Here is a 21,539-nt window from a genome sequence, read left to right as displayed (position 1 = left end):
CACCGTAGTAGCGCTTGCCCGGATAGCCTTCGGCGTACTTGTTGGTCAGCCCGCTGCCCTGGGCCTGCATGACGCGCTTGCTGGTGTAGTTCTCCGAGGCGATCAGCTCGAGGTGGTCTTCCTGGCGTGCCTCCTCGGCGTCCATCGCCGCGAGCAGTTCGTCGTCATAGCCCTGGATCTGGTCGTGCTTGCTGAACATCGCTGGTCTCCCTGCGGCGCGGGACGCGCGCCAATGGCTGGTGCGGGGCCGAGTGGCCCCCTTGTCTGCGATGGTATGACTGGCCCTGCCGACTCAGATGCCTATGTACGCCACGGCTAGGTGCGTTTGCGACATGGCGCGAATGGCGCAAAAGCGACCGGGCGCGTGGAATTGCCCGCTGCGGCTGGTCAGAATGCGACATGCCCGCGTCAGGACGGCGCGACCTGCGGGATGAAGCGCTTCTTTCTACCTGTGTCGTTCTGCCCTGCTGCTGACCCAGGTGTCGGCCTGGGGCATGTCGCGGCTGTTCGATGGCGAGGCGACCGGCAGGCAGGGCTGCAAACCCCCGCAATGAAGCTGCCGATAGGAACCGCCCGGACAAGGGACTAAACTGCGGCTCTCCGAAATGCGAGGACGCCATGAACCGTTCCCTGACCCTGCTTTCCGCCCTGCTGGTCGCCGCGACCCTGCAAGGCTGTGGTGATGACAGCAAACCCGCCAAGGCCCAGGCCCCCGAAGCCGCCAGCACCGCCGCCGCGCCGGCCGGCGACAGCTGCACCGGCCATGCGCTGGAAAAGGCGCTGCCGCCGACCAAGGCCATCTACGGCTATCCCTACCTCTCCCGCGAGTGCGGCTACGACGACGCCACCATCGTCTACGGCAAGGCCGACGGCAGCCAGCACCTGGTCGTGACCCTGACCGACACCGGCATGCCGGCGCCGGGTGCCGACCAGCAGGGCGAAGCCGCCAAGCAGTACCTGGCCGCCCAGGCCAAGTTGCGCGACACCACCGCCAAGAACGTCTCGCTGCTCAACCAGGCGCGCCAGGCCGCGCTGCAGAACGGCACCGCCGCGCAGTTCGGCGGCGAGCAGTACCTGCCGGTGATCGACAGCACCCGTATGGGCGACCCGCTGGCGATCAGCGTGCCGGCGCCGGACGACAAGACCGGCGAGGCGACCCTCACCGGCCTGATCAAGGGCCGCTACGTGCTCAACATGACCTCGCCGGACAAGCCCAATGGCGGCACCGCCCAGTCCCTGCGCGAACTGTTCGTGCCCATCTCCGAGCAGATGGCGCTGACCAAGCTGCCCTGATCCACCGCACGGCCTCTCTATACGGAGAGGCCTCGCGCCCCCTCCGGCGGCGAGCGACTATCCGTTGCTACGCTGCTGTCAGACGTACAACGTTTTTTGAGGCCGCCCCATGACCGACAACACCCAACAGTTCGCCAGCGACAACTATTCCGGCATCTGCCCCGAAGCCTGGGCCGCCATGGCCGAGGCCAATCGCGGCCACGAGCGCGCCTATGGCGACGACCAGTGGACCGCCCGCGCTTCCGACTACTTCCGCGAGCTGTTCGAGACCGACTGCGAAGTGTTCTTCGCCTTCAACGGCACGGCGGCCAACTCCCTGGCACTGGCATCGCTGTGCCAGAGCTATCACAGCGTGATCTGCGCCGAGACCGCCCACGTCGAGACCGACGAGTGCGGCGCGCCGGAGTTCTTCTCCAACGGCTCCAAGCTGCTGCTGGCGCGCACCGACGCCGAGGGCAAGCTGACCTCCGAGGCGATCCGCGAGATCGCCCTCAAGCGCCAGGACATCCACTATCCCAAGGCCCGCGTGGTCACCATCACCCAGGCCACCGAGGTCGGCACCGTCTACCGCCCGGACGAGCTGCAGGCGCTCAGCGCCACCTGCCGCGAGCTGGGCTTGCACCTGCACATGGACGGCGCACGTTTCTCCAACGCCTGCGCCTCGCTGGGCGCGACCCCGGCGGAGCTGACCTGGAAGTCCGGCGTAGAGGTGCTGTGCTTCGGCGGCACCAAGAACGGCATGGCGGTGGGCGAGGCCATCCTGTTCTTCAACCGCGAACTGGCTGAAGGTTTCGACTACCGCTGCAAGCAGGCCGGCCAACTGGCTTCGAAGATGCGCTTCCTCGCTGCGCCCTGGGTGGGCGTGCTGCAGGACGGCGCCTGGCTGCACTACGCCAGCCATGCCAACCAGTGCGCGCGCCTGCTGGCCGAACGGGTGGCGGACGTGCCCGGCGTCAGCCTGATGTTCCCGGTGGAGGCCAACGGGGTGTTCCTGCAGATGTCCGAGCCGGCGCTGGAAGCCCTACGTCAGCTGGGCTGGCGCTTCTATACCTTCATCGGTGCCGGTGGTGCGCGGTTCATGTGTTCGTGGGATACCGAGATCGCCCGTGTCGAGGCGCTGGCCGCCGACATCCGTCGCGTGATGGGCGCCGCCTGAGTTGTCCCCAGGCGCTGGGGACGGTTGTTCGCGCAACCTGTCCCCTTCCTGTGGATGAATGCCTGTAGGCCACGGCTGGCACAGCTTTCATTGGTGTGATCAAATTTTGACCAGAAGCCGCCGGCCGGCTCCGCGTCCCACCGTAGGAGCGGGCCATGCCCGCGATCGCGCGCATGGCGCGCTCCTACGACGGAGTCATCAGCTCCGGTAGTAGCGGACCTTTTCCGCGAATCTCCACTGCCACTCCTGCATTGAAGAATGAACACCCTTCAGCCGGGCGTCGCGCCCAGGGGCTTCCTGCCGCAAGGCATTGCGCCGCTAGATGCGCACCGCCGTTCCGCTCACGCTGACCATCAGCATGCTGCCGTTCTGCCCCACCACCTCGTAATCCAGGTCGATGCCGACCACCGCGTTGGCGCCCAGCTCCTGCGCGCGCTCCTGCAACTCCTCGAAGGCAATCTCCCGCGCCCGCCCCAGCTCCTTCTCGTACGCACCGGAACGGCCGCCGATGATGTCGCGCAGGCCGGCGAACAGGTCGCGGAACACGTTGGCGCCGAGGATGGCCTCGCCAACCACGATGCCGCGGTATTCCTGGATGGTCTTGCCCTCGATGGTGGGTGTGGTGGTCAGGATCATGGGAATGGCTCCTCGTGTTGGGGAAATCCAGCATAGCCCCGCGCCCTCCCGAAGACCGCGTCGGCTGTGTTTCAGCATTTGCCGGAAATCTGGGGGCAGCCTTGTGATAAAGCTGTGGATAATCGCGTGGAGAATGACCGCTTCGTGGCGCTTCCATGAACCGCGAAGGCGGGTCGGTATTTCTTATGGAAGCCCCGTAATTCGCGGCCTTCAGCGCAACAGGGTGGGGTTGTGCAGATCTCCACAGCCGCTGTGGAGGCACGCTTGTCCAACCTGTGGAAAATCTGTTGGCGGCCGTCTGCGAGGCCGGTGGCACGTGGCTTTGTGAAAGCTGGTTGTTTTTTGATCACGCTAACCTTTTCAGCCACTTGCAAGCCTGTGTATCGATTCCCGCGAAAATTCTGTGTACGAAGTTTCCACCGCTATCCCCGGTTTGTGTTGACCCTCTTGTGAGTCGCCTGTGGAAAACATCGCCGGCACCGCATGCTGCAAGAGCTGCGCGGTCTTGATCAAATAACGAACAGCCATCGGCGCAACTGACTGATCCACAGGTACTTTTCCCCAGCGGCGGAGCCTGCGTGAAACTTTCCACAATGCCTGTGGGGCGAATCTCGCAGAAGGTGTGGACAACCTGTACCCAGATCGCTGGGGGCCCCGCCAGGCGTGGACTTGCTCCGTCAGGTCGTTTTTTGATCAATCGCTGGAAGTCCGATGGATTCTGGCTTCCGGCGATTTTCGCGGGATGTTTTCCACATTGGCTGTGCAGCGTTCTGCCGGGAAGGTGTGGACCGGTTGTGGATGGATCGCTGCAGCTGCGATGGCTGCTGGGCTGCGCCGTGTTGGTCAATTTTCGTCCATGGGCGTCGGAGGTGACTGCCTATAATCCATGGACTGCGAGGCAGGAACCCTGGGGGCGGGAGATCAGCATGTCCAGTTACTCGGTGGAACAGATCCGCACGGTCGCCCTGGTCGGCCATGGCGACAGCGGCAAGACGCTGCTCGCCGAAGCGCTGCTGCAAGGCAGCGGCGCCATCACCAGCATGGGCTCGCTGGAGCGCGGTGACACCGCCTGCGACTCCGACCCCATGGAGCGCGATTACCATCACTCGCTCGCCGCCGCCCTGGTGCATTTCGAGCACGAAGGTGCGCACGTCCGCCTCATTGACACCCCCGGTTATCCCGACTTCATCGGCCATGCGCTGCCCGCGCTGGCGGCGGTGGAGACGGCGCTGGTGGTGGTGAATGCACAGAACGGCGTCGAGCTGACCACCCGGCGGATGATGGACTGGGCCGGCGAGCGCGGCCTGTGCCGGATGCTGGTGGTGAACAAGATCGATGCCGAGCGCGTCGACCTGCCGGGTTTGCTGGCGGATTTGCGCGAGGCGTTCGGCAAGGAAGTGCTGCCCCTGAACCTGCCCGCCGAGGGCGGCTCGCGGGTGGTGGACTGCTTCTTCGAGCCCGACGGCGACGCCGATTTCTCCTCCGTGGCCGAGGCGCACCAGGCGTTGGTGGACCAGGTAGTGGAAGTCGATGAGGCGCTGATGGCGCATTACCTGGAGGAGGGCGAGGTGGCGCCCGAGGCCCTGCACGAACCCTTCGAGCGGGCGCTGCGCGAGGGTCACCTGATTCCGCTGTGCTTCGTCTCGGCGCGGACCGGTGCCGGGATTGCGGAGCTGCTCAATGTGCTGGCGCGGCTGGCGCCCAATCCCGCCGAGGGCAACCCGCCGCTGTTCGTGCGTACCGACGACAGCGGCGACGTCGAGGACTTCCACTCTTCACCGGACCCCAAGGGCCATGTCCTGGCCCATGTGTTCAAGGTGGTGATCGACCCCTTCGTCGGCCGCCTGGCGGTGTTCCGCGTGCACCAGGGCACGCTGCAGCGGGACATGCAGTTGTTCGCCGGTGACGGCCGCAAGGCGTTCAAGGTCGGCCACCTGCTGCGCCTGCAGGGCAAGAAGCATGAAGAAGTGGGGCAGCTGATCCCCGGCGACTTCGGCGCCCTGAGCAAGGTCGATGAACTGGAGTACGGCGTGGTACTGCACGACTCCCACGACGAGGACCATATCCGCCTCAAGCCGCTGAATTTCCCCACGCCCATGCAGGGCCTGGCGATCGAGGCCAGCCGCCGGGGCGACGAGCAGCGCCTGGCGGAGATTCTCCAGCGCCTGCAGGCCGAGGACCCCTGCGTGCGCCTGGACTACAACGCCTCCACCCAGGAAACCGTGCTGCGCGGCATGGGCGAGCTGCACCTGCGCTACCTGCTCGAACGCATGGCCGGCCAGTACAAGGTCGACGTGCAGACCCGCGCACCCAGCGTGCCCTACCGGGAAACCGCCACGCGCATGGCAGAAGGGCACAGCCGGCACAAGAAGCAGACCGGCGGCGCCGGCCAGTTCGGCGAGGTGTTCCTGCGGGTGGAACCGTTGCCCCGTGGCGGCGGCTTCGAGTTCATCGATGCGGTGAAGGGCGGGGTGATTCCCGGCCAGTTCATTCCCTCGGTGGAGAAGGGCGTGCGCTCGGCGCTGGCGGCGGGGCCGCTGGCAGGCTTCCCGGTGGCCGACGTCAGGGTCACCGTCTACGACGGCAAGAGCCACTCGGTGGATTCCAAGGACATCGCCTTCCAGGCCGCCGGGCGCAAGGCGATGTTCGATGCGTTGCGCAACGCCGGCGGGATCGTCCTGGAACCGGTGGTGAACATCGAGGTGACCGCGCCGGACGCGCGCCTGGGCGACATCACCGCCGACCTGACGGGGCGGCGCGGCCAGGTGATGGGCACCGAGTCGCTCTCCGCCCATGTCGCGCTGGTCCGTGGCCAGGTGCCGCTGGCGGAGATGGAGGGCTACGCCAACCGGCTCAAGTCGATCACCGCCGGCCAGGGGCTCTACGACCTCTCGCCCAGCCACTACAGCGCGGTGCCGCAGGACGTGCAGCAGCGCCTGTCCAGTACCTACAAGGCAGTACCGGAAGACGACTGAGCGAATGTGGATAATCGGCGCAGCCGGGGCGTGAAAACCGCCCCGGCTGCGCTGTTGCGCGCCCGTTCCGTTCGCACCTCGACGGGGTATCGAAGTCAAGTGGCATGCGGGTTGCAGGCGGGATCGGTGTGGCCAGCGGGGCCGGCCAGAGGTGTCTCCGGCCTTGCGCCGGGACACCTTCAGTCTGTGGATAACTCGGTGGGTAACGTGTGGGGCGGGTGGGGGTAGGCTGTGATCAGTATTCGATCACCACGTCGCCCTTGGGCACGCTGCAGCACGACAGGATGTAGCCTTCGGCCACGTCTTCGTCGGTGATGCCGCCGTTGTGCTCCATGTCCACGTCGCCGGAGCGCTTCATCACCTTGCAGGTGCCACAGATACCCATGCCGCAAGCCTTGGGAATGTGCAGGCCGAGCTTGGCAGCGGCGGCGTGGACGGTCTCGCCCGGCGCCACGCGGATGCTCTTGCCGGTTTCGCAGAAGTCCACCTGGTGTAGGTCGGCGGCCGGCACTTCCGCCGCCTCGGCGGCTTCGGCGGCGAGTTCCTTCACTTCCGCGCGGACTTCCGGCGGGGTCGGGCCGAAGGCTTCCTCGTGGTAGCGCGACATGTCGAAGCCCTCGGCTTCGAGCAGGCGCTTGACCGCGTGCATGTAGGGCGTCGGGCCGCAGCAGAAGATCTCGCGTTCGAGGAAGTCCGGGGCGATCAGGTGCAGCATCGCCTTGTTCAGGTAGCCGCGGTAGCCGGCCCAGGTCTCGCCGATCTCGTACTTCTCGCAGATCAGGTGCAGCTTGAAGTTGTTGATCCGCGAAGCCATGTGGTCGAGCTCGCGGTGATAGATGATGTCCTTCGGCGTACGGGCGCTGTGCACGAAGATCATGTCGACGTTGCCGTTGGTGTCGAAGAACCAGCGCGCCATGGACATCACCGGGGTGATGCCGACGCCGCCGGACAGGTAGAGCACCTTGTCGGACTGGAAGTCGATGGCGTTGAAGTTGCCCACCGGGCCGTGCACCGGCAGCACGTCGCCTTCCTTGAGGTTGTCGTGCAGCCAGTTGGAGACCTTGCCGCCCGGCACGCGCTTGATGGTGATGGAGAAGCTGTAGGGCACCGAGGGCGAGCTGGAGATGGTGTAGGAGCGCATGATCGGCACGCCGTCGATCTCCAGCTCCAGGGTGACGAACTGGCCGGGCTTGAAGAAGAACATCAGCGGCTGGTCGGCCGCGAAGCAGAAGGTGCGCACATCCCAGGTTTCCTGGATGGCCTTGACGCAGCGCACCAGGTGGCGGCCGTTGGCCCAGGTCTGGGTATTCACCGGATTGAGGAAGTTGTTCGTCGACATGCTGTCTCTCCGCGCACGCGGGCCGTCGTCGGCCTTGTAGGGGCAGCGCCGGGGCCGGTGCGCGTCGCCGGTGGGCGACTGCTGAAGCACGGGCCTTTCGGCATGCCTGATGGAGCCGATTGTGTACATGGGCCGTCGCACCCATTTACCTGCCAGCGACATTTGCATGCTTATCGCGACCTGCCGCCTGGCGTGCGGGCCTGCGCGTCGGAAACGGATGCGGTCGTGTCGCCCATGGATAAGGGTCATTCCGGGGCGCGGCCCCACACTCAGCCTCAGCCGAGCAACCCTTCACGGTTGTATGAGGACGATGGGCCAAGGCGCTCTCGGCGCGCCTGACACCTGTCGCCACTGCCCTGCGTGGCACACCGTATCAGCCACTTAATTTCCGCCGGCAGCCCAGGGCTGCGGCATGAGGACTTACCGATGGACGTCACCACCAAGCTGAGTCTGGGCGATCCGCTGGAACCGGCCCGCAAGGCCACCGTCGAGATGCTGCAGACCCGCGACCACAGCTTCTCGCTGCCGCAGCCTTTCTATAATGACGAGCGCCTGTTCCAGATCGACATGCAGGAGATCTTCCACAAGGAGTGGCTGATCGCCGGCATGACCTGCGAGATCCCGGCCAAGGGCAACTTCCTGACCCTGCAGATCGGCGACAACCCGATCATCGTGCTGCGCGGCGCCGAAGGTAAGATCCATGCCTTCCACAACGTCTGCCGCCACCGTGGTTCGCGCCTGTGCGTCAGCGACAAGGGCAAGGTCGCCAAGCTGGTCTGCCCGTACCACCAGTGGACCTACGAGCTGGACGGCCGCCTGCTGTTCGCCGGCACCGAGATGGGCGCCGACTTCGACATGAAGGACTACAGCCTCAAGCCGGTGAACGTGAAGACCGCCGGTGGCTACATCTTCATCTCCCTGGCCGAGAACCCGCCGGCCATCGACGACTTCCTGCGTACGCTCGAGCACTACATGGAGCCGTACGACATGGAGAACGCCAAGGTCGCCGTGCAGACCACCCTTCGCGAGAAGGCCAACTGGAAGCTGGTGATCGAGAACAACCGCGAGTGCTACCACTGCAACGGTTCGCACCCGGAGCTGCTGAAAACCCTGCTGGAGTGGGACGACGTCACCGACCCGCGCGCCAGCCAGGCGTTCAAGGACCAGGTCGCCGCCTGCACCAAGGCCTGGGACGAGGAGAAGATTCCGTACGCCCACGCCAGCTTCGGCCTGCGCAACCGCATCGTGCGCATGCCGCTGCTCGACGGCACCGTGTCCATGACCATGGACGGCAAGCCGGGCAGCAAGAAACTGATGGGTCGCATCAAGAACCCGGACCTGGGCTCCATGCGCATCCTGCACCTGCCGCATGCCTGGAACCACTGCATGGGCGACCACATGATCGTCTTCACCGTGTGGCCGATCAGCGCGCAGGAATCCGTGGTCACCACCAAGTGGCTGGTGCACAAGGACGCGGTGGAAGGCGAGGACTACGACGTGGCGCGCCTGCGCGAAGTCTGGGACGCCACCAACGACCAGGACCGCCGCCTGGCCGAAGAGAACCAGCGTGGCATCAACTCCACCGCCTACCAGCCGGGCCCGTACTCCAAGACCTACGAGTTCGGCGTGATCAACTTCCTCGACTGGTACAGCGAGCGCATGCTCAACAACCTGGGCGAGGAGTCCGCTCACGCTCGCCTGGTCGCTGGCGAGTAACCGCACCAACCGGCGCCCCCTTGCGGGGCGCCGTCGTTTTCGGAGGATTCCACGTGGACGCCATGCTCTTCTATAGCAGCTCCGCCTTCGTCACCAGCCTGGTGGCGTGGAATATCTTTGCCTGCTGGCGCAAGCGCTGAATAAAACGCTCCGATCCACTCCCTGATAGCCGGCTGGCGGGCTTCTGGTAGGAGCGAGCTTGCTCGCGAACCGTCCTGCGCTCCGGGCTTGGCATCGCCGCATCTCCCTATCCCTTTCCTTTCGGAGAGAGGCGCTCTCAATCCCCCTCCATATTCCGTGCCGAAGCTCGTTCCTGCAAGGAGTGTCCGGCCTCCCCGTGAATCCTCACCTCCAGCCCCAACCTTTCCCTATACGACGCAAACGCTGTCGCCCATGTCGCCAGGTTGACGCTTTCGGTACGACCCTGGTCGTTTTCGAACCGGGTCCCCTCCGGTGCCAGGGATATCCTGCCTCAAAGCGTCGGCACAAGTCCCGGCGTACCAAGCCTGACAAGCCTTGCCTGACTAGAGAGACACCAAGATGAGCCCAGCCGAAATTCACGCCGACAGCATCGTCATCGATGGCCTGATCATCGCCAAGTGGAACCGCGAGCTGTTCGAAGACATGCGCAAGGGCGGCCTGACCGCTGCCAACTGCACCGTCTCGGTGTGGGAAGGCTTCCAGGCCACGGTGAACAACATCGCCGCGAGCAACAAGCTGATCCGCGAGAACAGCGACCTGGTGATCCCGGTGCGCACCACCGCCGACATCCGCAAGGCCAAGGAACAGGGCAAGACCGGCATCCTCTTCGGCTTCCAGAACGCCCATGCGTTCGAGGACCAGATCGGCTACGTCGAGGTGTTCAAGCAGCTGGGCGTGGGCATCGTGCAGATGTGCTACAACACCCAGAACCTGGTCGGCACCGGCTGCTACGAGCGCGACGGCGGCCTCTCCGGCTTCGGTCGCGAGATCGTCGCGGAGATGAACCGCGTCGGCATCATGTGCGACCTGTCCCACGTCGGCTCCAAGACCTCCGAGGAAGTCATCCTCGAATCCAAGAAGCCGGTCTGCTACTCCCACTGCCTGCCGTCGGGCCTCAAAGAGCACCCGCGCAACAAGTCCGACGAGGAACTGAAGTTCATCGCTGACCACGGCGGCTTCGTCGGCGTGACCATGTTCGCGCCCTTCCTCGCCAAGGGCATCGACTCGACCATCGACGATTACGCCGAGGCCATCGAGTACGTGATGAACATCGTCGGCGAAGACGCCATCGGCATCGGCACCGACTTCACCCAGGGCCACGGCCAGGACTTCTTCGAGTGGCTGACCCACGACAAGGGTTACGCCCGCCGCCTCACCAGCTTCGGCAAGATCGTCAACCCGCTGGGCATCCGCACCGTGGGCGAGTTCCCCAACCTCACCGAGACCCTGCTCAAGCGCGGCATGCCCGAGCGCGTGGTGCGCAAGGTCATGGGCGAGAACTGGGTAAGAATCCTCGCCGACGTCTGGGGCGAGTAAGTCGCTTTTCCCCCTCTCCCTTTGGGAGAGGGGCGGGGTGAGGGCTGCTGCGCTCACCCGTCATACCCCCTCACCCCAACCCTCTCCCAAAGGGAGAGGGAGCCAAAAGAATCGGAGTTCTACCACCATGGCCAAACACGCCCCCGAACTGCCCATCGAAGTCGATAGCGAAACCGGCGTCTGGACTACCGACGCCCTGCCGATGCTCTACGTGCCGCGTCACTTCTTCGTCAACAACCACATGGGCATCGAGGAAGAGCTGGGCGCCGAGCGCTATGCCGAAATCCTCTACAAGGCCGGCTACAAGTCCGCCTGGCACTGGTGCGAGAAGGAAGCCGAGTGCCATGGCCTGGAAGGCGTCGCCGTCTTCGAGCACTACATGAAGCGCCTGTCCCAGCGCGGCTGGGGCCTGTTCCAGATCGAAAGCATCGACCTGGACAAGGGCACCGCCGAGGTTCGCTTGAAGCACTCCGCCTTCGTCTACGTGTACGGCAAGGTCAACCGCAAGGTCGACTACATGTTCACCGGCTGGTTCGCCGGTGCCATGGACCAGATCCTCCAGGCGCGCGGCAGCAAGCTCCGCACCGTCGCCGAGCAGGTCTACAGCGGCTCCGAGGAAGGTCATGACGACGGTCTGTTCGTCGTCAAGCCGCTCTGATCCCGCCCGCTGACAAGAACCGGCCGAAGCGGCCCGAACGGGCCGCCACCACAACAAGAAACCTCTGATTCCGTGAGGATGCCGCAATGGCTTTCGAGGCAATGTTCCAGCCGATCCAGATCGGCAAGCTGACCATCCGCAACCGCGTACTCTCCACCGCCCACGCCGAGGTCTACGCCACCGACGGCGGGATGACCACCGAGCGCTACGTGAAGTACTACGAGGAGAAGGCCAAGGGCGGCATCGGCCTGGCCATCTGCGGCGGTTCCTCCGTGGTTGCCATCGACAGCCCGCAGGAGTGGTGGAGCTCGGTGAACCTGTCCACCGACCGCATCATCCCGCACTTCCAGAACCTGGCCGACGCCATGCACAAGCATGGGGCCAAGATCATGATCCAGATTACCCACATGGGCCGCCGCTCGCGCTGGGACGGCTTCAACTGGCCGACCCTGATGTCGCCGTCGGGCATCCGTGAGCCCGTGCACCGCGCCACCTGCAAGACCATCGAGCCGGAAGAGATCTGGCGCGTGATCGGCAACTACGCCCAGGCGGCACGCCGGGCGAAGGAAGGCGGCCTGGACGGCGTCGAGCTGTCCGCCGTGCACCAGCACATGATCGACCAGTTCTGGAGCCCGCGCGTCAACAAGCGTACCGACGAGTGGGGCGGCACTTTCGAAGGCCGCATGAAGTTCGGCCTGGAAGTGCTCAAGGCCGTGCGCAAGGAAGTCGGTGACGACTTCTGCGTCGGCATGCGCATCTGCGGCGACGAGTTCCACCCGGACGGTCTGACCCATGACGACATGAAGCAGATCGCCAAGTACTACAGCGACACCGGCATGATCGACTTCATCGGCGTGGTCGGCTCGGGTTGCGACACCCACAACACCCTGGCCAACGTCATCCCGAACATGACCTACCCGCCGGAGCCCTTCCTGCACCTGGCGGCCGGCATCAAGGAAGTGGTCAACGTACCGGTGCTGCACGCGCAGAACATCAAGGACCCGAACCAGGCCACCCGCATCCTCGAAGGCGGCTACGTGGACATGGTCGGCATGACCCGCGCGCATATCGCCGACCCGCACCTGATCGCCAAGATCAAGATGGGCCAGGTCGACCAGATCAAGCAGTGCGTCGGCGCCAACTACTGCATCGACCGCCAGTACCAGGGCCTGGACGTGCTGTGCATCCAGAACGCCGCGACTTCCCGTGAATACATGGGCGTACCGCACATCATCGAGAAGACCACCGGCGTGAAGCGCAAGGTCGTCGTCGTCGGTGGCGGCCCGGCCGGCATGGAAGCGGCGCGCGTCGCCGCCGAACGTGGCCACGACGTGACCCTGTTCGAGAAGAAGGACCAACTGGGCGGACAGATCACCACCGCCTCGAAAGCCCCGCAGCGCGACCAGATCGCCGGCATCACCCGCTGGTACCAGCTGGAGCTGGCGCGCCTGAACGTCGACCTGCGCCTGGGCACCGGCGCGGACGCCGACACCATCCTGGACCTGCGCCCCGACGTGGTGGTGCTGGCCAACGGCGGCCATCCGTTCCTGGAACAGAACGAGCACTGGGGCGCCGCCGAAGGGCTGGTGGTCAGCAGCTGGGACATCCTCGACGGCAAGGTCGCGCCGGGCAAGAACGTGCTGGTCTACGACACCATCTGCGAGTTCAGCGGCATGTCGGTCGCCGACTTCCTCGCCGACAAGGGCGCCCAGGTCGAGATCGTCACCGACGACATCAAGCCGGGCGTGGCCATCGGCGGCACCACCTTCCCGACCTACTACCGCAGCATGTACCCCAAGGAAGTGATCATGACCGGGGACCTGATGCTGGAGAAGGTCTACCGCGAGGGCGACAAGCTGGTGGCGGTGCTGGAAAACGAATACACCGGCGCGAAAGAAGAGCGGGTGGTCGACCAGATCGTCGTGGAGAACGGCGTGCGTCCGGACGAGAGCCTGTACTACGCGCTCAAGCAGGGCTCGCGCAACAAGGGCCAGATCGACGTCGAGGCGCTGTTCGCGATCAAGCCGCAGCCGTGCCTGTCCGAACCGGGTGACGGCTACCTGCTGTTCCGCATCGGCGACTGCGTGGCCCAGCGCAACACCCACGCCGCGATCTATGACGCACTGCGTCTGTGCAAGGACTTCTGACGCCCCCGTAGGATGGTGGAGCTTGCGATACCCATCGATTGTCGAGGCAGCATGGGTATCGCTGCGCTCCACCCATCCTACGAGTCCTTTCTGCGTTAGTCCGGTCCCGTAGGGAGACCAATAACAATGCTCAACATCATCCTCCCCATCCTGCTCTTCGCCGCCCTCGGCCTCGCCGTGCTGGGCGCCGTGAAGCGCTTCGCGATGTGGCGCCGTGGCCGACCCGCCCAGGTCGACTGGATCGGCGGCCTGCTGAAAATGCCGCGCCGCTACCTGGTGGACTTGCACCACGTGGTCGAGCGCGACAAGTACATGTCCAAGACCCACGTGGCCACCGCTGGCGGCTTCGTCGCCGCCGCGCTGCTGGCCATCCTGGTGCACGGCTTCGGCCTGCACAGCCGCATCCTCGGCTTCGCCCTGCTGGCCGCCACCGCGCTGATGTTCTGTGGCGCGCTGTTCGTCGCCAAGCGTCGTCTCGACCCGCCGTCGCGCCTGTCGAAAGGCCCGTGGATGCGCTTGCCGAAAAGCCTGCTGATGTTCTCGGCGAGCTTCTTCATCGCCACCCTGCCGGTGGCCGGCATCCTGCCGGAAGGTTTCGGCGGCTGGTTCCTCGCTGCCATCCTCGCCGTCGGCGTAGCCTGGGGCGTGTCCGAGCTGTTCTTCGGCATGACCTGGGGCGGCCCGATGAAGCACGCCTTCGCCGGCGCCTTGCACCTGGCCTGGCACCGCCGCGCCGAGCGCTTCGGTGGCGGTCGTTCCACCGGCCTGAAGCCGCTGGACCTGGCCGATCCCATGGCGCCGCTGGGCGTGGAAAAGCCCACCGACTTCACCTGGAACCAGCTGCTCGGCTTCGACGCCTGCGTGCAGTGCGGCAAGTGCGAGGCCATGTGCCCGGCCTTCGCCGCCGGCCAGCCGCTGAACCCGAAGAAGCTGATCCAGGACATGGTCATCGGCCTGGCCGGTGGCAATGACGCCAACTTCGCCGGCAGCCCGTATCCGGGCAAGCCGCTGGGCGAACACAGCGGCGGCCCGCACCAGCCGATCGTTGCGCTGGACGGCAAGGCCCTGGTGGACGCCGAGACCCTCTGGTCCTGCACCACCTGCCGCGCCTGCGTCGAGGAATGCCCGATGATGATCGAGCACGTCGATGCCATCGTCGATATGCGCCGCCACCTCACCCTGGAAAAGGGCGCGACCCCGAACAAGGGCGCCGAGGTGCTGGAAAACCTGATCGCCACCGACAACCCCGGCGGCTTCGCTCCCGGTGGCCGCCTGAACTGGGCGGCGGACCTGAACCTGCCGCTGATGAGCGACAAGCAGCAGGCCGACGTGCTGTTCTGGGTCGGCGACGGTGCCTTCGACATGCGTAACCAGCGCACTCTGCGGTCCTTCGTGAAGATCCTGAAAGCCGCCAACGTCGACTTCGCCGTGCTCGGCCTGGAAGAACGCGACAGCGGTGACGTGGCTCGCCGCCTGGGCGACGAGGCCACCTTCCAGACCCTGGCCAAGCGCAACATCGCTACGCTGTCCAAGTACCGCTTCAAGCGCATCGTCAGCTGCGACCCGCACAGCTTCCACGTGCTGAAGAACGAGTACGGCGCGCTCGGCGGCAACTACCAGGTACTGCACCACACCACCTTCATCGACGAGCTGGTGCAGAAGGGTGCGCTGAACCTCGGCCAGAGCAAGGCCGACAGCGTGACCTATCACGACCCGTGCTACCTCGGCCGCTACAACGGCGAGTACGAAGCGCCGCGCAACGTGCTCAAGGCCATCGGCATCGAAGTGAAGGAAATGGAACGCTCCGGCTTCCGCTCGCGCTGCTGCGGCGGCGGCGGCGGCGCGCCGATCACCGACATCCCCGGCAAGCAGCGGATTCCCGACATGCGCATGGTCGACATCAAGCAGACCGGCGCCGAGCTGGTGGCCGTGGGCTGCCCGCAGTGCACCGCGATGCTCGAAGGCGTGGTCGCTCCGCGTCCGGAGATCAAGGACATTGCCGAACTGGTCGCCGAGGTCCTGATCGAGGCCACCGAGGTGGCGGCAAAAAAGCCGTCGCTGGCCAAGCGTGACGAAATGGCGGAGGTGCATTGATGGATACCCGCCCCTGCGGAATTGAACCTGTAGGAGCGAGCTTGCTCGCGAACCGCCCAAACTTCGGTGCTGATCCGTTCGCGAGCGAGCTCGCTCCTACGAAAAGCACCTTCGCGCTGGAGGTCCAGTCATGAGCGACATCATCCGCCGCGATCCCCGCGCCGAGTGGATCGCCCGCAACCGCCTGCATCCGCTGCACGCGGCCATGCAGTCCGCCCAGGGCGGCGAGACCCGCTGGATGGGCCCCAACGGGGTGATTCGCAAGAATCCCCACGCGGTCGGCTTCATCGGCCCCAACGGCATCAAGCGCATCGACCGCTCCGGTGGCCAGCAGGGCACCGGCGGCAAGCGCAGCAGCGCGCCGGAAGTGGTGCAGCTGCCGCTGGTGACGATCGAGCAGCCGGCTTTCCTGATTGCCGTGGTGCCGGACATGGTCGGCGGCCGCCTCTCCAGCCACGACCGCGACCTGCTGGGCCTGGCCCGCAAGCTCGCCGGCAGCGACGGCGCGGTGCTGGCCGTGGTCTTCGGCGAACACAAGGAAACCGCCTTCGATACCGCCGGCGTCGACCGCCTGCTGCAGATCGAAGGCAACGAATACGATGGCTACGCCCCGGAACAACGGGTGCTGGCGCTGCGCTCGGTCAACAGCCAGTTCACCCCGCGCCACTGGCTGCTGCCCGACAGCCGCACCGGTGGCGGCGAACTCGGTCGGCGCCTGGCGGCAAGCCTGGGCGAGCGCCCGGCGACCCGCGTCTGGCAGGCCGAAGGCGAGCGCTGCGTCGGCCGCGCCGGCGCCGGCCAGCAGGACCTGCACCGCGACCTGCCGCGTCTGATCCTGGCCGCCGCCGAGTGCGCCGAGCCGGTCAGCGAGACCCGTCACGAAGCCCGCGCCGTCGAGCTGGACAACAACGTCGCGCGCAATCTGCCGCGCATCGAGGACCTGGGCCCGGTGGCCGTGGACCCGGCGCAGATTCCCATGGCCGAGGCGGAGTTCATCCTCTCCGGCGGTAACGGCATCAAGGACTGGGACCTGTTCCATGCCGCCGCCGTGGCTCTTGGCGCCACCGAAGGCGCGTCCCGCGTGGCGGTGGACGACGGCCACATGCCGCGTGCGCGCCAGGTCGGCGCCACCGGTACCTGGGTCACTGCGCGGGTCTATCTTGCCGTCGGCATCTCCGGCGCGATCCAGCACCTGCAGGGCATCGGCTCCTGCGACAAGGTGGTGGCGATCAACATGGACCCGGGCTGCGACATGATCAAACGCGCCGACCTATCGGTGATCGGCGATTCCACCGCGATCCTCAAGGCGCTGATCGCGCTGGCCGAGGCCCATCGCAATGGAGCGGCGCGTGATGCGGCTTAAAGGTCTCTGGTGCGCGGGGCTGCATCTGTTTGGCCGCCACACCGCGCGATTGGCTGGGCTTCTCCCTCTCCCCATGGGAGAGGGCCGGGGTGAGGGCGCTCTTGCCCTGGACCATCTTCCCGTGAGTGACGCGCTGCGCCACTCGCTCTTCGAGGTTGCGTTATGAACGACCTGAACATCGTCACCCTGGTCTCCATCGGCGCGCACCCTGCCTCGGGCCGCGCGCGTCGTGCCGAGCAGGACGCCCGCGCGGTGGAGCTCGGCCTGCGCCTGGCCGGCAAGCGCTTGCGCGTGGTGCACGCCGGCAATGCCGAGGAAGAAGCCCTGCGCGGCTACCTGGGCATGGGCCTGGACGAGCTGGCGGTGCTGGAACAACCCGCCGGCGCCGACGCCCTGCCGCCGCTGGCCGCCTACCTGGCCGACAGCGACGCGCAACTGGTACTCACCGGCACCCAGGCGGAAACCGGCGAAGGCTCCGGCATGCTGCCCTTCCTGCTCGCCGAGCGCCTCGGCTGGCCGCTGGTGGTCGGGCTCGCGGAAGTGGAAAAGGTGGAGAACGGCAGCGCCCAGGTACTCCAGGCACTGCCCCGTGGTCAGCGTCGCCGGCTTAAAGTGCGCCTGCCCTTCGTCGCCAGCGTCGATAACGCCGCGCCGGTTGCCCGGCAAAGCGCCTTCGGCCCGGCCCGTCGCGGTTATCTGGAAGCGTCCGAGGTGGAAGTGGTGGTCGATCCGCTGCTTGCCGAAGGCAACCTGCAACCGGCGCGCCCGCGTCCCAAGCGCCTGAAGGTGATCAAGGCCAAGACCGGCGCCGAACGGATGAAGGCCGCCACGGCCAAGGCATCGGGCGGTACCGGACAAGTGCTCAAGGACGTCACCCCCGAAGCGGGTGCCGAGGCGATCTTCAAGCTGTTGCGCGAAGAGGGCGTGATCCGCGTGTAATTCGGCCTCCCCTGTAGGAGCGCCCCATGGGCGCGAATCGCGGGCATGGCCCGCTCCTACAGGTTGCTGCCCCTCCGCCTGCGTGAACCTTGTCCGCCTATTTCCGGTCAAAATCGGCGATGGCACGACAAGGTATTGAAACAACACGAGAAAGCTTCCGTAAGCCATTGAATTGACAGCATACGGCTTATCCGAAGATTGCCGTTTTCGCTGGCCCCGCGTCGCCCCTTTCTTTATCCTCCGCACCCTTTGAAAGGCTTTGCGGAGGCTCCCATGCTCGATTCCACCCTCGAACAACTTGAACAGCTGGTCGCCGAACTGCTACAGCAGAACGAAGTGCTGGTGCAGGACAACGCCCAGGTGCGTGAAGAGCTGCTCAAGGCCCGTGAGGAAAACGACAGCCTGCAGCTGTCCCTGATGGAGCAGGAAGAGAAGCACAACGCGACCGCCACCCGCCTGCAGGCGCTGATCCGCCGCGTCAGCGACAGTCGCGCCCACGCATGAGTGGCGACGGCGTCCGCGTCCTGCGTATTCTCGGACGCGAATACAGCGTCCGTGCGCCGGCCGGTGAAGAGCGCCGGCTGCAGGACGCGGCCGCGCTGTTGCAGGCGGAAATCGCCGCCAGCAAGAAGAAATTCCCCTACGTCACCAGCAATGAACTGATGGTGCTCTCCGCGCTCAACCTCTGCGCCCGCCAGCTTGGCGAAGAGGTCCGGGAGCGTGACGATGCGGACGCCGTGGAGCGTATCGCCGCCCTCAACCGCCGGATTCTCGATCACCTGCAGCGGCAGGATTGAGTCCCAGCGCGTCTCTTCTTCAAGCCATGCGAATCGCGGACGGAGTCCGCTCCTACGAAACCTGAACAGCGTAGGAGCGGACTCCGTCCGCGATGCTCTTCGTAGGGCGCCCCGAATCACAGGCAAAAAAAAGGGACACCGGGGTAAGCGGTGTCCCTGCTAAAGGAGAGTGGGCCAAGAGGCCCCTCAACCGGTGAGACGTGGCGCTCCGGATGAATCCGTCGCGCCGGGCATAAAAGAAGGGACCGGGGGTAACCAGTCCCTGAAGGTGAGGAAGGAGTACTCCCCCCTCAACCGGTGAGACGTGCCCGGCTCGCGCCGGGCGGGTGATCAGGCGCGCAGCGGAATCAGGCGCGGGGCGATCATGTTTTCCGGCTTGAGGATGTCGGCCAGGGTGGCCTCGTCCAGCAGCTGCTCCTCGCGTACCAGTTCCAGGACGCCGCGACCGGTTTCCAGCGCGGTCTTGGCGATACGGGTGGAGTTCTCGTAGCCGATGTAGGGGTTCAGCGCGGTCACCAGGCCGATGCTGTGCTCCACCAGCTGGTGGCAGCGCTCGACGTTGGCGGTGATGCCGGTGATGCAGTGCTCGCGCAGCATGTCCATGGCGCGCTGGAGCAGGCGGATCGAGTCGAGCACCTTGTAGGCGATCAGCGGTTCCATCACGTTCAGCTGCAGCTGGCCGCCTTCGGCAGCGATGGTCAGCGCCAGGTCGTTGCCCATGATTTCGAAGGCGCACATGTTCACGGCCTCCGGGATCACCGGGTTGACCTTGCCCGGCATGATCGAGCTGCCCGGCTGGCGAGCCGGCAGGTTGATCTCGTTGATGCCGGTGCGCGGGCCGCTGGACAGCAGGCGCAGGTCGTTGCAGATCTTCGACAGCTTGACTGCGGTGCGCTTGAGCATGCCGGAGAACAGCACGAAGGCGCCCATGTCGGAGGTGGCTTCGATCAGGTCGGCGGCCGGGACGACCGGCTGACCGCTGATGGCTGCCAGGCGCTCGACGGCCAGCTTCTGGTAGCCAGGGTCGGCGTTGATGCCGGTGCCGATGGCGGTGCCGCCGAGGTTCACTTCGGTCAGCAGCTCGGGCGCCAGGCGACGCAGGCGGTCGAGGTCTTCGCCCAGGGTGGTGGCGAAGGCGTGGAATTCCTGGCCGAGGGTCATCGGTACCGCGTCCTGCAGCTGGGTACGGCCCATCTTCAGTACGCTGGCGAATTCGACGCCCTTGGCGGCGAAGGCCTGGATCAGGCTGTCGAGGCTGGCCAGCAGGGTGTCGTGGCCGAGCAGCAGGCCCAGGCGGATGGCGGTCGGGTAAGCGTCGTTGGTCGACTGCGCCATGTTCACGTCGTTGTTCGGGTGCAGGTACTTGTACTCACCCTTGGCGTGGCCCATGGCTTCGAGCGCGATGTTCGCGATGACTTCGTTCGCGTTCATGTTGGTCGAGGTGCCGGCGCCGCCCTGGATCATGTCCACCACGAACTGGTCGTGGAAATCGCCACGGATCAGGCGAGCGCAGGCTTCGCTGATGGCGGCGTGCTTCTCGGTCGACAGGTGACCGAGCTGGTGGTTGGCATCGGCTGCCGCCTGCTTGACCATCGCCAGGCCGACTACCAGTTTCGGGTAGTGCGACAGCGGTACGCCCGAGAGGCGGAAGTTGTTCACAGCGCGCAGGGTCTGGATGCCGTAGTAGGCGTCAGAAGGTACTTCGAGGGTGCCGAGGAGGTCTTTCTCGATGCGGAACGATGCAACAGGGGACATGACGGGGATTGTCTCAGAGAAACACGGCCAGTGCCGCGATGCCCGGTAGACTAGGGATTTCGCCGATCGTCGGCCAATGCTGTTAAAAGCTGCCTCATGCACAAACGGCATAATGTACCCTGTGACGAATAGATGACGGCGAGCGTGTGGCTGTGTTACGCGCGCCCGGCTCCTGACCAATCGATCAAGCGCTGCTCCGCGCTGGAGATGACGTGAACCTCGAAACCAAATGGCTGGAAGACTTCAGCACCCTGGCCGCCACCCGCAGCTTTTCCCAGGCGGCAGAGAAACGCTTCGTCACCCAGCCGGCCTTCAGCCGCCGCATTCGCAGCCTGGAGGACGCCCTCGGCCTGACCCTGGTGAACCGCCAGCGCACGCCCATCGAGCTGACCGAAGCGGGGCAGCTGTTCCTGGTCACCGCCCGGGCGGTGGTCGAGCAGCTCGGCCAGGTGGTGCGTCACCTGCACCACCTGGAAGGCGGGCAGGGCGAGGTGCTGCAGTTCGCCGCAGCGCACTCGCTGGCGCTCGGCTTCTTCCCGGCATGGATTTCCCGCCTGCGCTCGGAGGGCCTGAACATCGCCAGCCGGCTGGTGGCGACCAACGTGGGCGAGGCGGTGCACCTGCTGCGCGAAGGCGGTTGCGACCTGATGCTGGCCTTCTATGACCCGGACGCCGCCCTGCAGATGGACCCGGAAGTCTTCCCCTCGCTGCACCTGGGACGCACCGAAATGCTCCCGGTGTGCGCGGTGAACTCCGCCGGCGTACCGCTCTACGACCTCGACAGCGGGCAGAGCGTGCCGCTGCTGGCCTACAGCGCCGGCGCCTTCCTCGGTCGCGGGGTCAACCTGCTGCTGCGCCAGCGCAACCTGCGCTACACCACCGTCTATGAAACGGCGATGGCCGACAGCCTCAAGAGCATGGCCTTGCAGGGCATGGGCGTGGCGTGGGTGCCGCGCCTGAGCATGGAGGCGGAACTGGCGCGTGGCGAACTGGCGGTGTGCGGCGGCCCGCACTGGATCGTGCCGCAGGAAATCCGCCTGTACCGCTGCGCGCTGGTGCGCAAGGCGCAGATCCGCCTGCTCTGGCGCAAGCTGGAAGGCGGACTGGGGTTGGACGAGACGCCCTGATCGGCAGGAGCGGGGCGGATGATCGG

General features: G+C 65.8%; 16 protein-coding genes and 1 pseudogene. 13 read left to right on the top strand and 4 right to left on the bottom strand.

What is annotated here, in order from left to right; genetic code table 11:
• A pseudogene (gene glyA / locus ACQ5BL_RS26855) lies at positions 1 to 199 on the bottom strand (serine hydroxymethyltransferase); the annotation flags it as partial.
• Positions 200 to 618: 419 nt separating this feature from the next.
• Here glyA and ACQ5BL_RS26850 point away from each other — a divergent pair.
• Together ACQ5BL_RS26850 and ACQ5BL_RS26845 are read left to right on the top strand one after the other, a co-directional pair.
• Positions 619 to 1,293 (top strand): hypothetical protein, encoded by a 675-nt coding sequence (locus tag ACQ5BL_RS26850; protein WP_243807504.1) that lies wholly within the window; start codon positions 619 to 621, stop codon positions 1,291 to 1,293.
• 109 nt (positions 1,294 to 1,402) lie between these two features.
• Entirely contained in the window at positions 1,403 to 2,449 is a 1,047-nt protein-coding gene (locus ACQ5BL_RS26845; RefSeq protein WP_207888187.1) for a low specificity L-threonine aldolase, read from the top strand.
• Positions 2,450 to 2,767: 318 nt separating this feature from the next.
• Here ACQ5BL_RS26845 and ACQ5BL_RS26840 read toward each other — a convergent pair whose 3' ends face one another.
• Positions 2,768 to 3,085: a heavy metal-binding domain-containing protein gene (locus tag ACQ5BL_RS26840; RefSeq protein WP_017521552.1), complete on the bottom strand. Its 318-nt coding sequence runs from the start codon at positions 3,083 to 3,085 to the stop codon at positions 2,768 to 2,770.
• A 926-nt stretch (positions 3,086 to 4,011) separates the two neighbouring features.
• Between ACQ5BL_RS26840 and fusA the strand changes: the two genes are divergently transcribed.
• Positions 4,012 to 6,060 (top strand): elongation factor G, encoded by a 2,049-nt coding sequence (gene fusA / locus ACQ5BL_RS26835; RefSeq protein WP_243807506.1) that lies wholly within the window; start codon positions 4,012 to 4,014, stop codon positions 6,058 to 6,060.
• A gap of 235 nt (positions 6,061 to 6,295) precedes the next feature.
• Here the strand turns inward: fusA and gbcB are convergent, their stop codons facing one another.
• Positions 6,296 to 7,399: a glycine-betaine demethylase subunit GbcB gene (gene gbcB, locus ACQ5BL_RS26830; protein WP_243807507.1), complete on the bottom strand. Its 1,104-nt coding sequence runs from the start codon at positions 7,397 to 7,399 to the stop codon at positions 6,296 to 6,298.
• Positions 7,400 to 7,825: 426 nt separating this feature from the next.
• Between gbcB and gbcA the strand changes: the two genes are divergently transcribed.
• The 9 genes from gbcA to ACQ5BL_RS26785 all read left to right on the top strand — a co-directional run bounded on the left by gbcA (position 7,826) and on the right by ACQ5BL_RS26785 (position 18,631).
• Entirely contained in the window at positions 7,826 to 9,115 is a 1,290-nt protein-coding gene (gbcA, locus tag ACQ5BL_RS26825) for a glycine-betaine demethylase subunit GbcA (RefSeq protein ID WP_207888184.1), read from the top strand.
• A 540-nt stretch (positions 9,116 to 9,655) separates the two neighbouring features.
• Positions 9,656 to 10,633, top strand: coding sequence for a dipeptidase (locus ACQ5BL_RS26820; protein ID WP_207888183.1), 978 nt, complete (start codon positions 9,656 to 9,658; stop codon positions 10,631 to 10,633).
• 127 nt (positions 10,634 to 10,760) lie between these two features.
• Positions 10,761 to 11,291, top strand: coding sequence for a DUF5943 domain-containing protein (locus ACQ5BL_RS26815; protein ID WP_207888182.1), 531 nt, complete (start codon positions 10,761 to 10,763; stop codon positions 11,289 to 11,291).
• A gap of 86 nt (positions 11,292 to 11,377) precedes the next feature.
• Positions 11,378 to 13,438, top strand: coding sequence for a dimethylglycine demethylation protein DgcA (gene dgcA / locus ACQ5BL_RS26810; RefSeq protein ID WP_207888181.1), 2,061 nt, complete (start codon positions 11,378 to 11,380; stop codon positions 13,436 to 13,438).
• A gap of 126 nt (positions 13,439 to 13,564) precedes the next feature.
• Positions 13,565 to 15,532 carry a dimethylglycine demethylation protein DgcB gene (gene dgcB / locus ACQ5BL_RS26805; RefSeq protein WP_243807508.1) on the top strand — a complete coding sequence of 656 codons (1,968 nt, stop codon included), beginning with the start codon at positions 13,565 to 13,567 and terminating at the stop codon, positions 15,530 to 15,532.
• 130 nt (positions 15,533 to 15,662) lie between these two features.
• Positions 15,663 to 16,895: an electron transfer flavoprotein subunit alpha/FixB family protein gene (locus tag ACQ5BL_RS26800; protein ID WP_243807509.1), complete on the top strand. Its 1,233-nt coding sequence runs from the start codon at positions 15,663 to 15,665 to the stop codon at positions 16,893 to 16,895.
• Positions 16,896 to 17,057: 162 nt separating this feature from the next.
• On the top strand, positions 17,058 to 17,834 hold the full coding sequence (locus tag ACQ5BL_RS26795) for an electron transfer flavoprotein subunit beta (protein WP_243807510.1): 777 nt from the start codon (positions 17,058 to 17,060) through the stop codon (positions 17,832 to 17,834).
• Positions 17,835 to 18,107: 273 nt separating this feature from the next.
• A complete protein-coding gene (locus tag ACQ5BL_RS26790; RefSeq protein WP_207888177.1) occupies positions 18,108 to 18,338 on the top strand; it encodes a hypothetical protein in 231 nt (76 codons plus the stop codon).
• Positions 18,335 to 18,631, top strand: a complete 297-nt coding sequence (locus tag ACQ5BL_RS26785) for a cell division protein ZapA (RefSeq protein WP_207888176.1) — start codon at positions 18,335 to 18,337, stop codon at positions 18,629 to 18,631. Before ACQ5BL_RS26790 ends, ACQ5BL_RS26785 begins: the two co-directional genes overlap by 4 nt.
• A 330-nt stretch (positions 18,632 to 18,961) precedes the next feature.
• Here the strand turns inward: ACQ5BL_RS26785 and aspA are convergent, their stop codons facing one another.
• The gene (gene aspA / locus ACQ5BL_RS26780; RefSeq protein ID WP_207888175.1) at positions 18,962 to 20,386 is read right to left on the bottom strand and encodes an aspartate ammonia-lyase; all 1,425 of its coding nucleotides are present in this window, start codon (positions 20,384 to 20,386) and stop codon (positions 18,962 to 18,964) included.
• Between the two features lie 212 nt (positions 20,387 to 20,598).
• On the opposite strand from aspA, the gene ACQ5BL_RS26775 reads away from it, so the two are divergent.
• Positions 20,599 to 21,513: a LysR substrate-binding domain-containing protein gene (locus tag ACQ5BL_RS26775; protein WP_207888174.1), complete on the top strand. Its 915-nt coding sequence runs from the start codon at positions 20,599 to 20,601 to the stop codon at positions 21,511 to 21,513.
• The last annotated feature ends 26 nt before the right edge of the window (positions 21,514 to 21,539 follow it).

Origin of the sequence: Pseudomonas sp. B1-22 (genome assembly GCF_050474425.1) — a bacterium.
Taxonomy (GTDB): domain Bacteria; phylum Pseudomonadota; class Gammaproteobacteria; order Pseudomonadales; family Pseudomonadaceae; genus Pseudomonas.
Note: the sequence above shows the minus strand (reverse complement) of the source record. Positions and strands in the feature narration are given on the sequence as shown.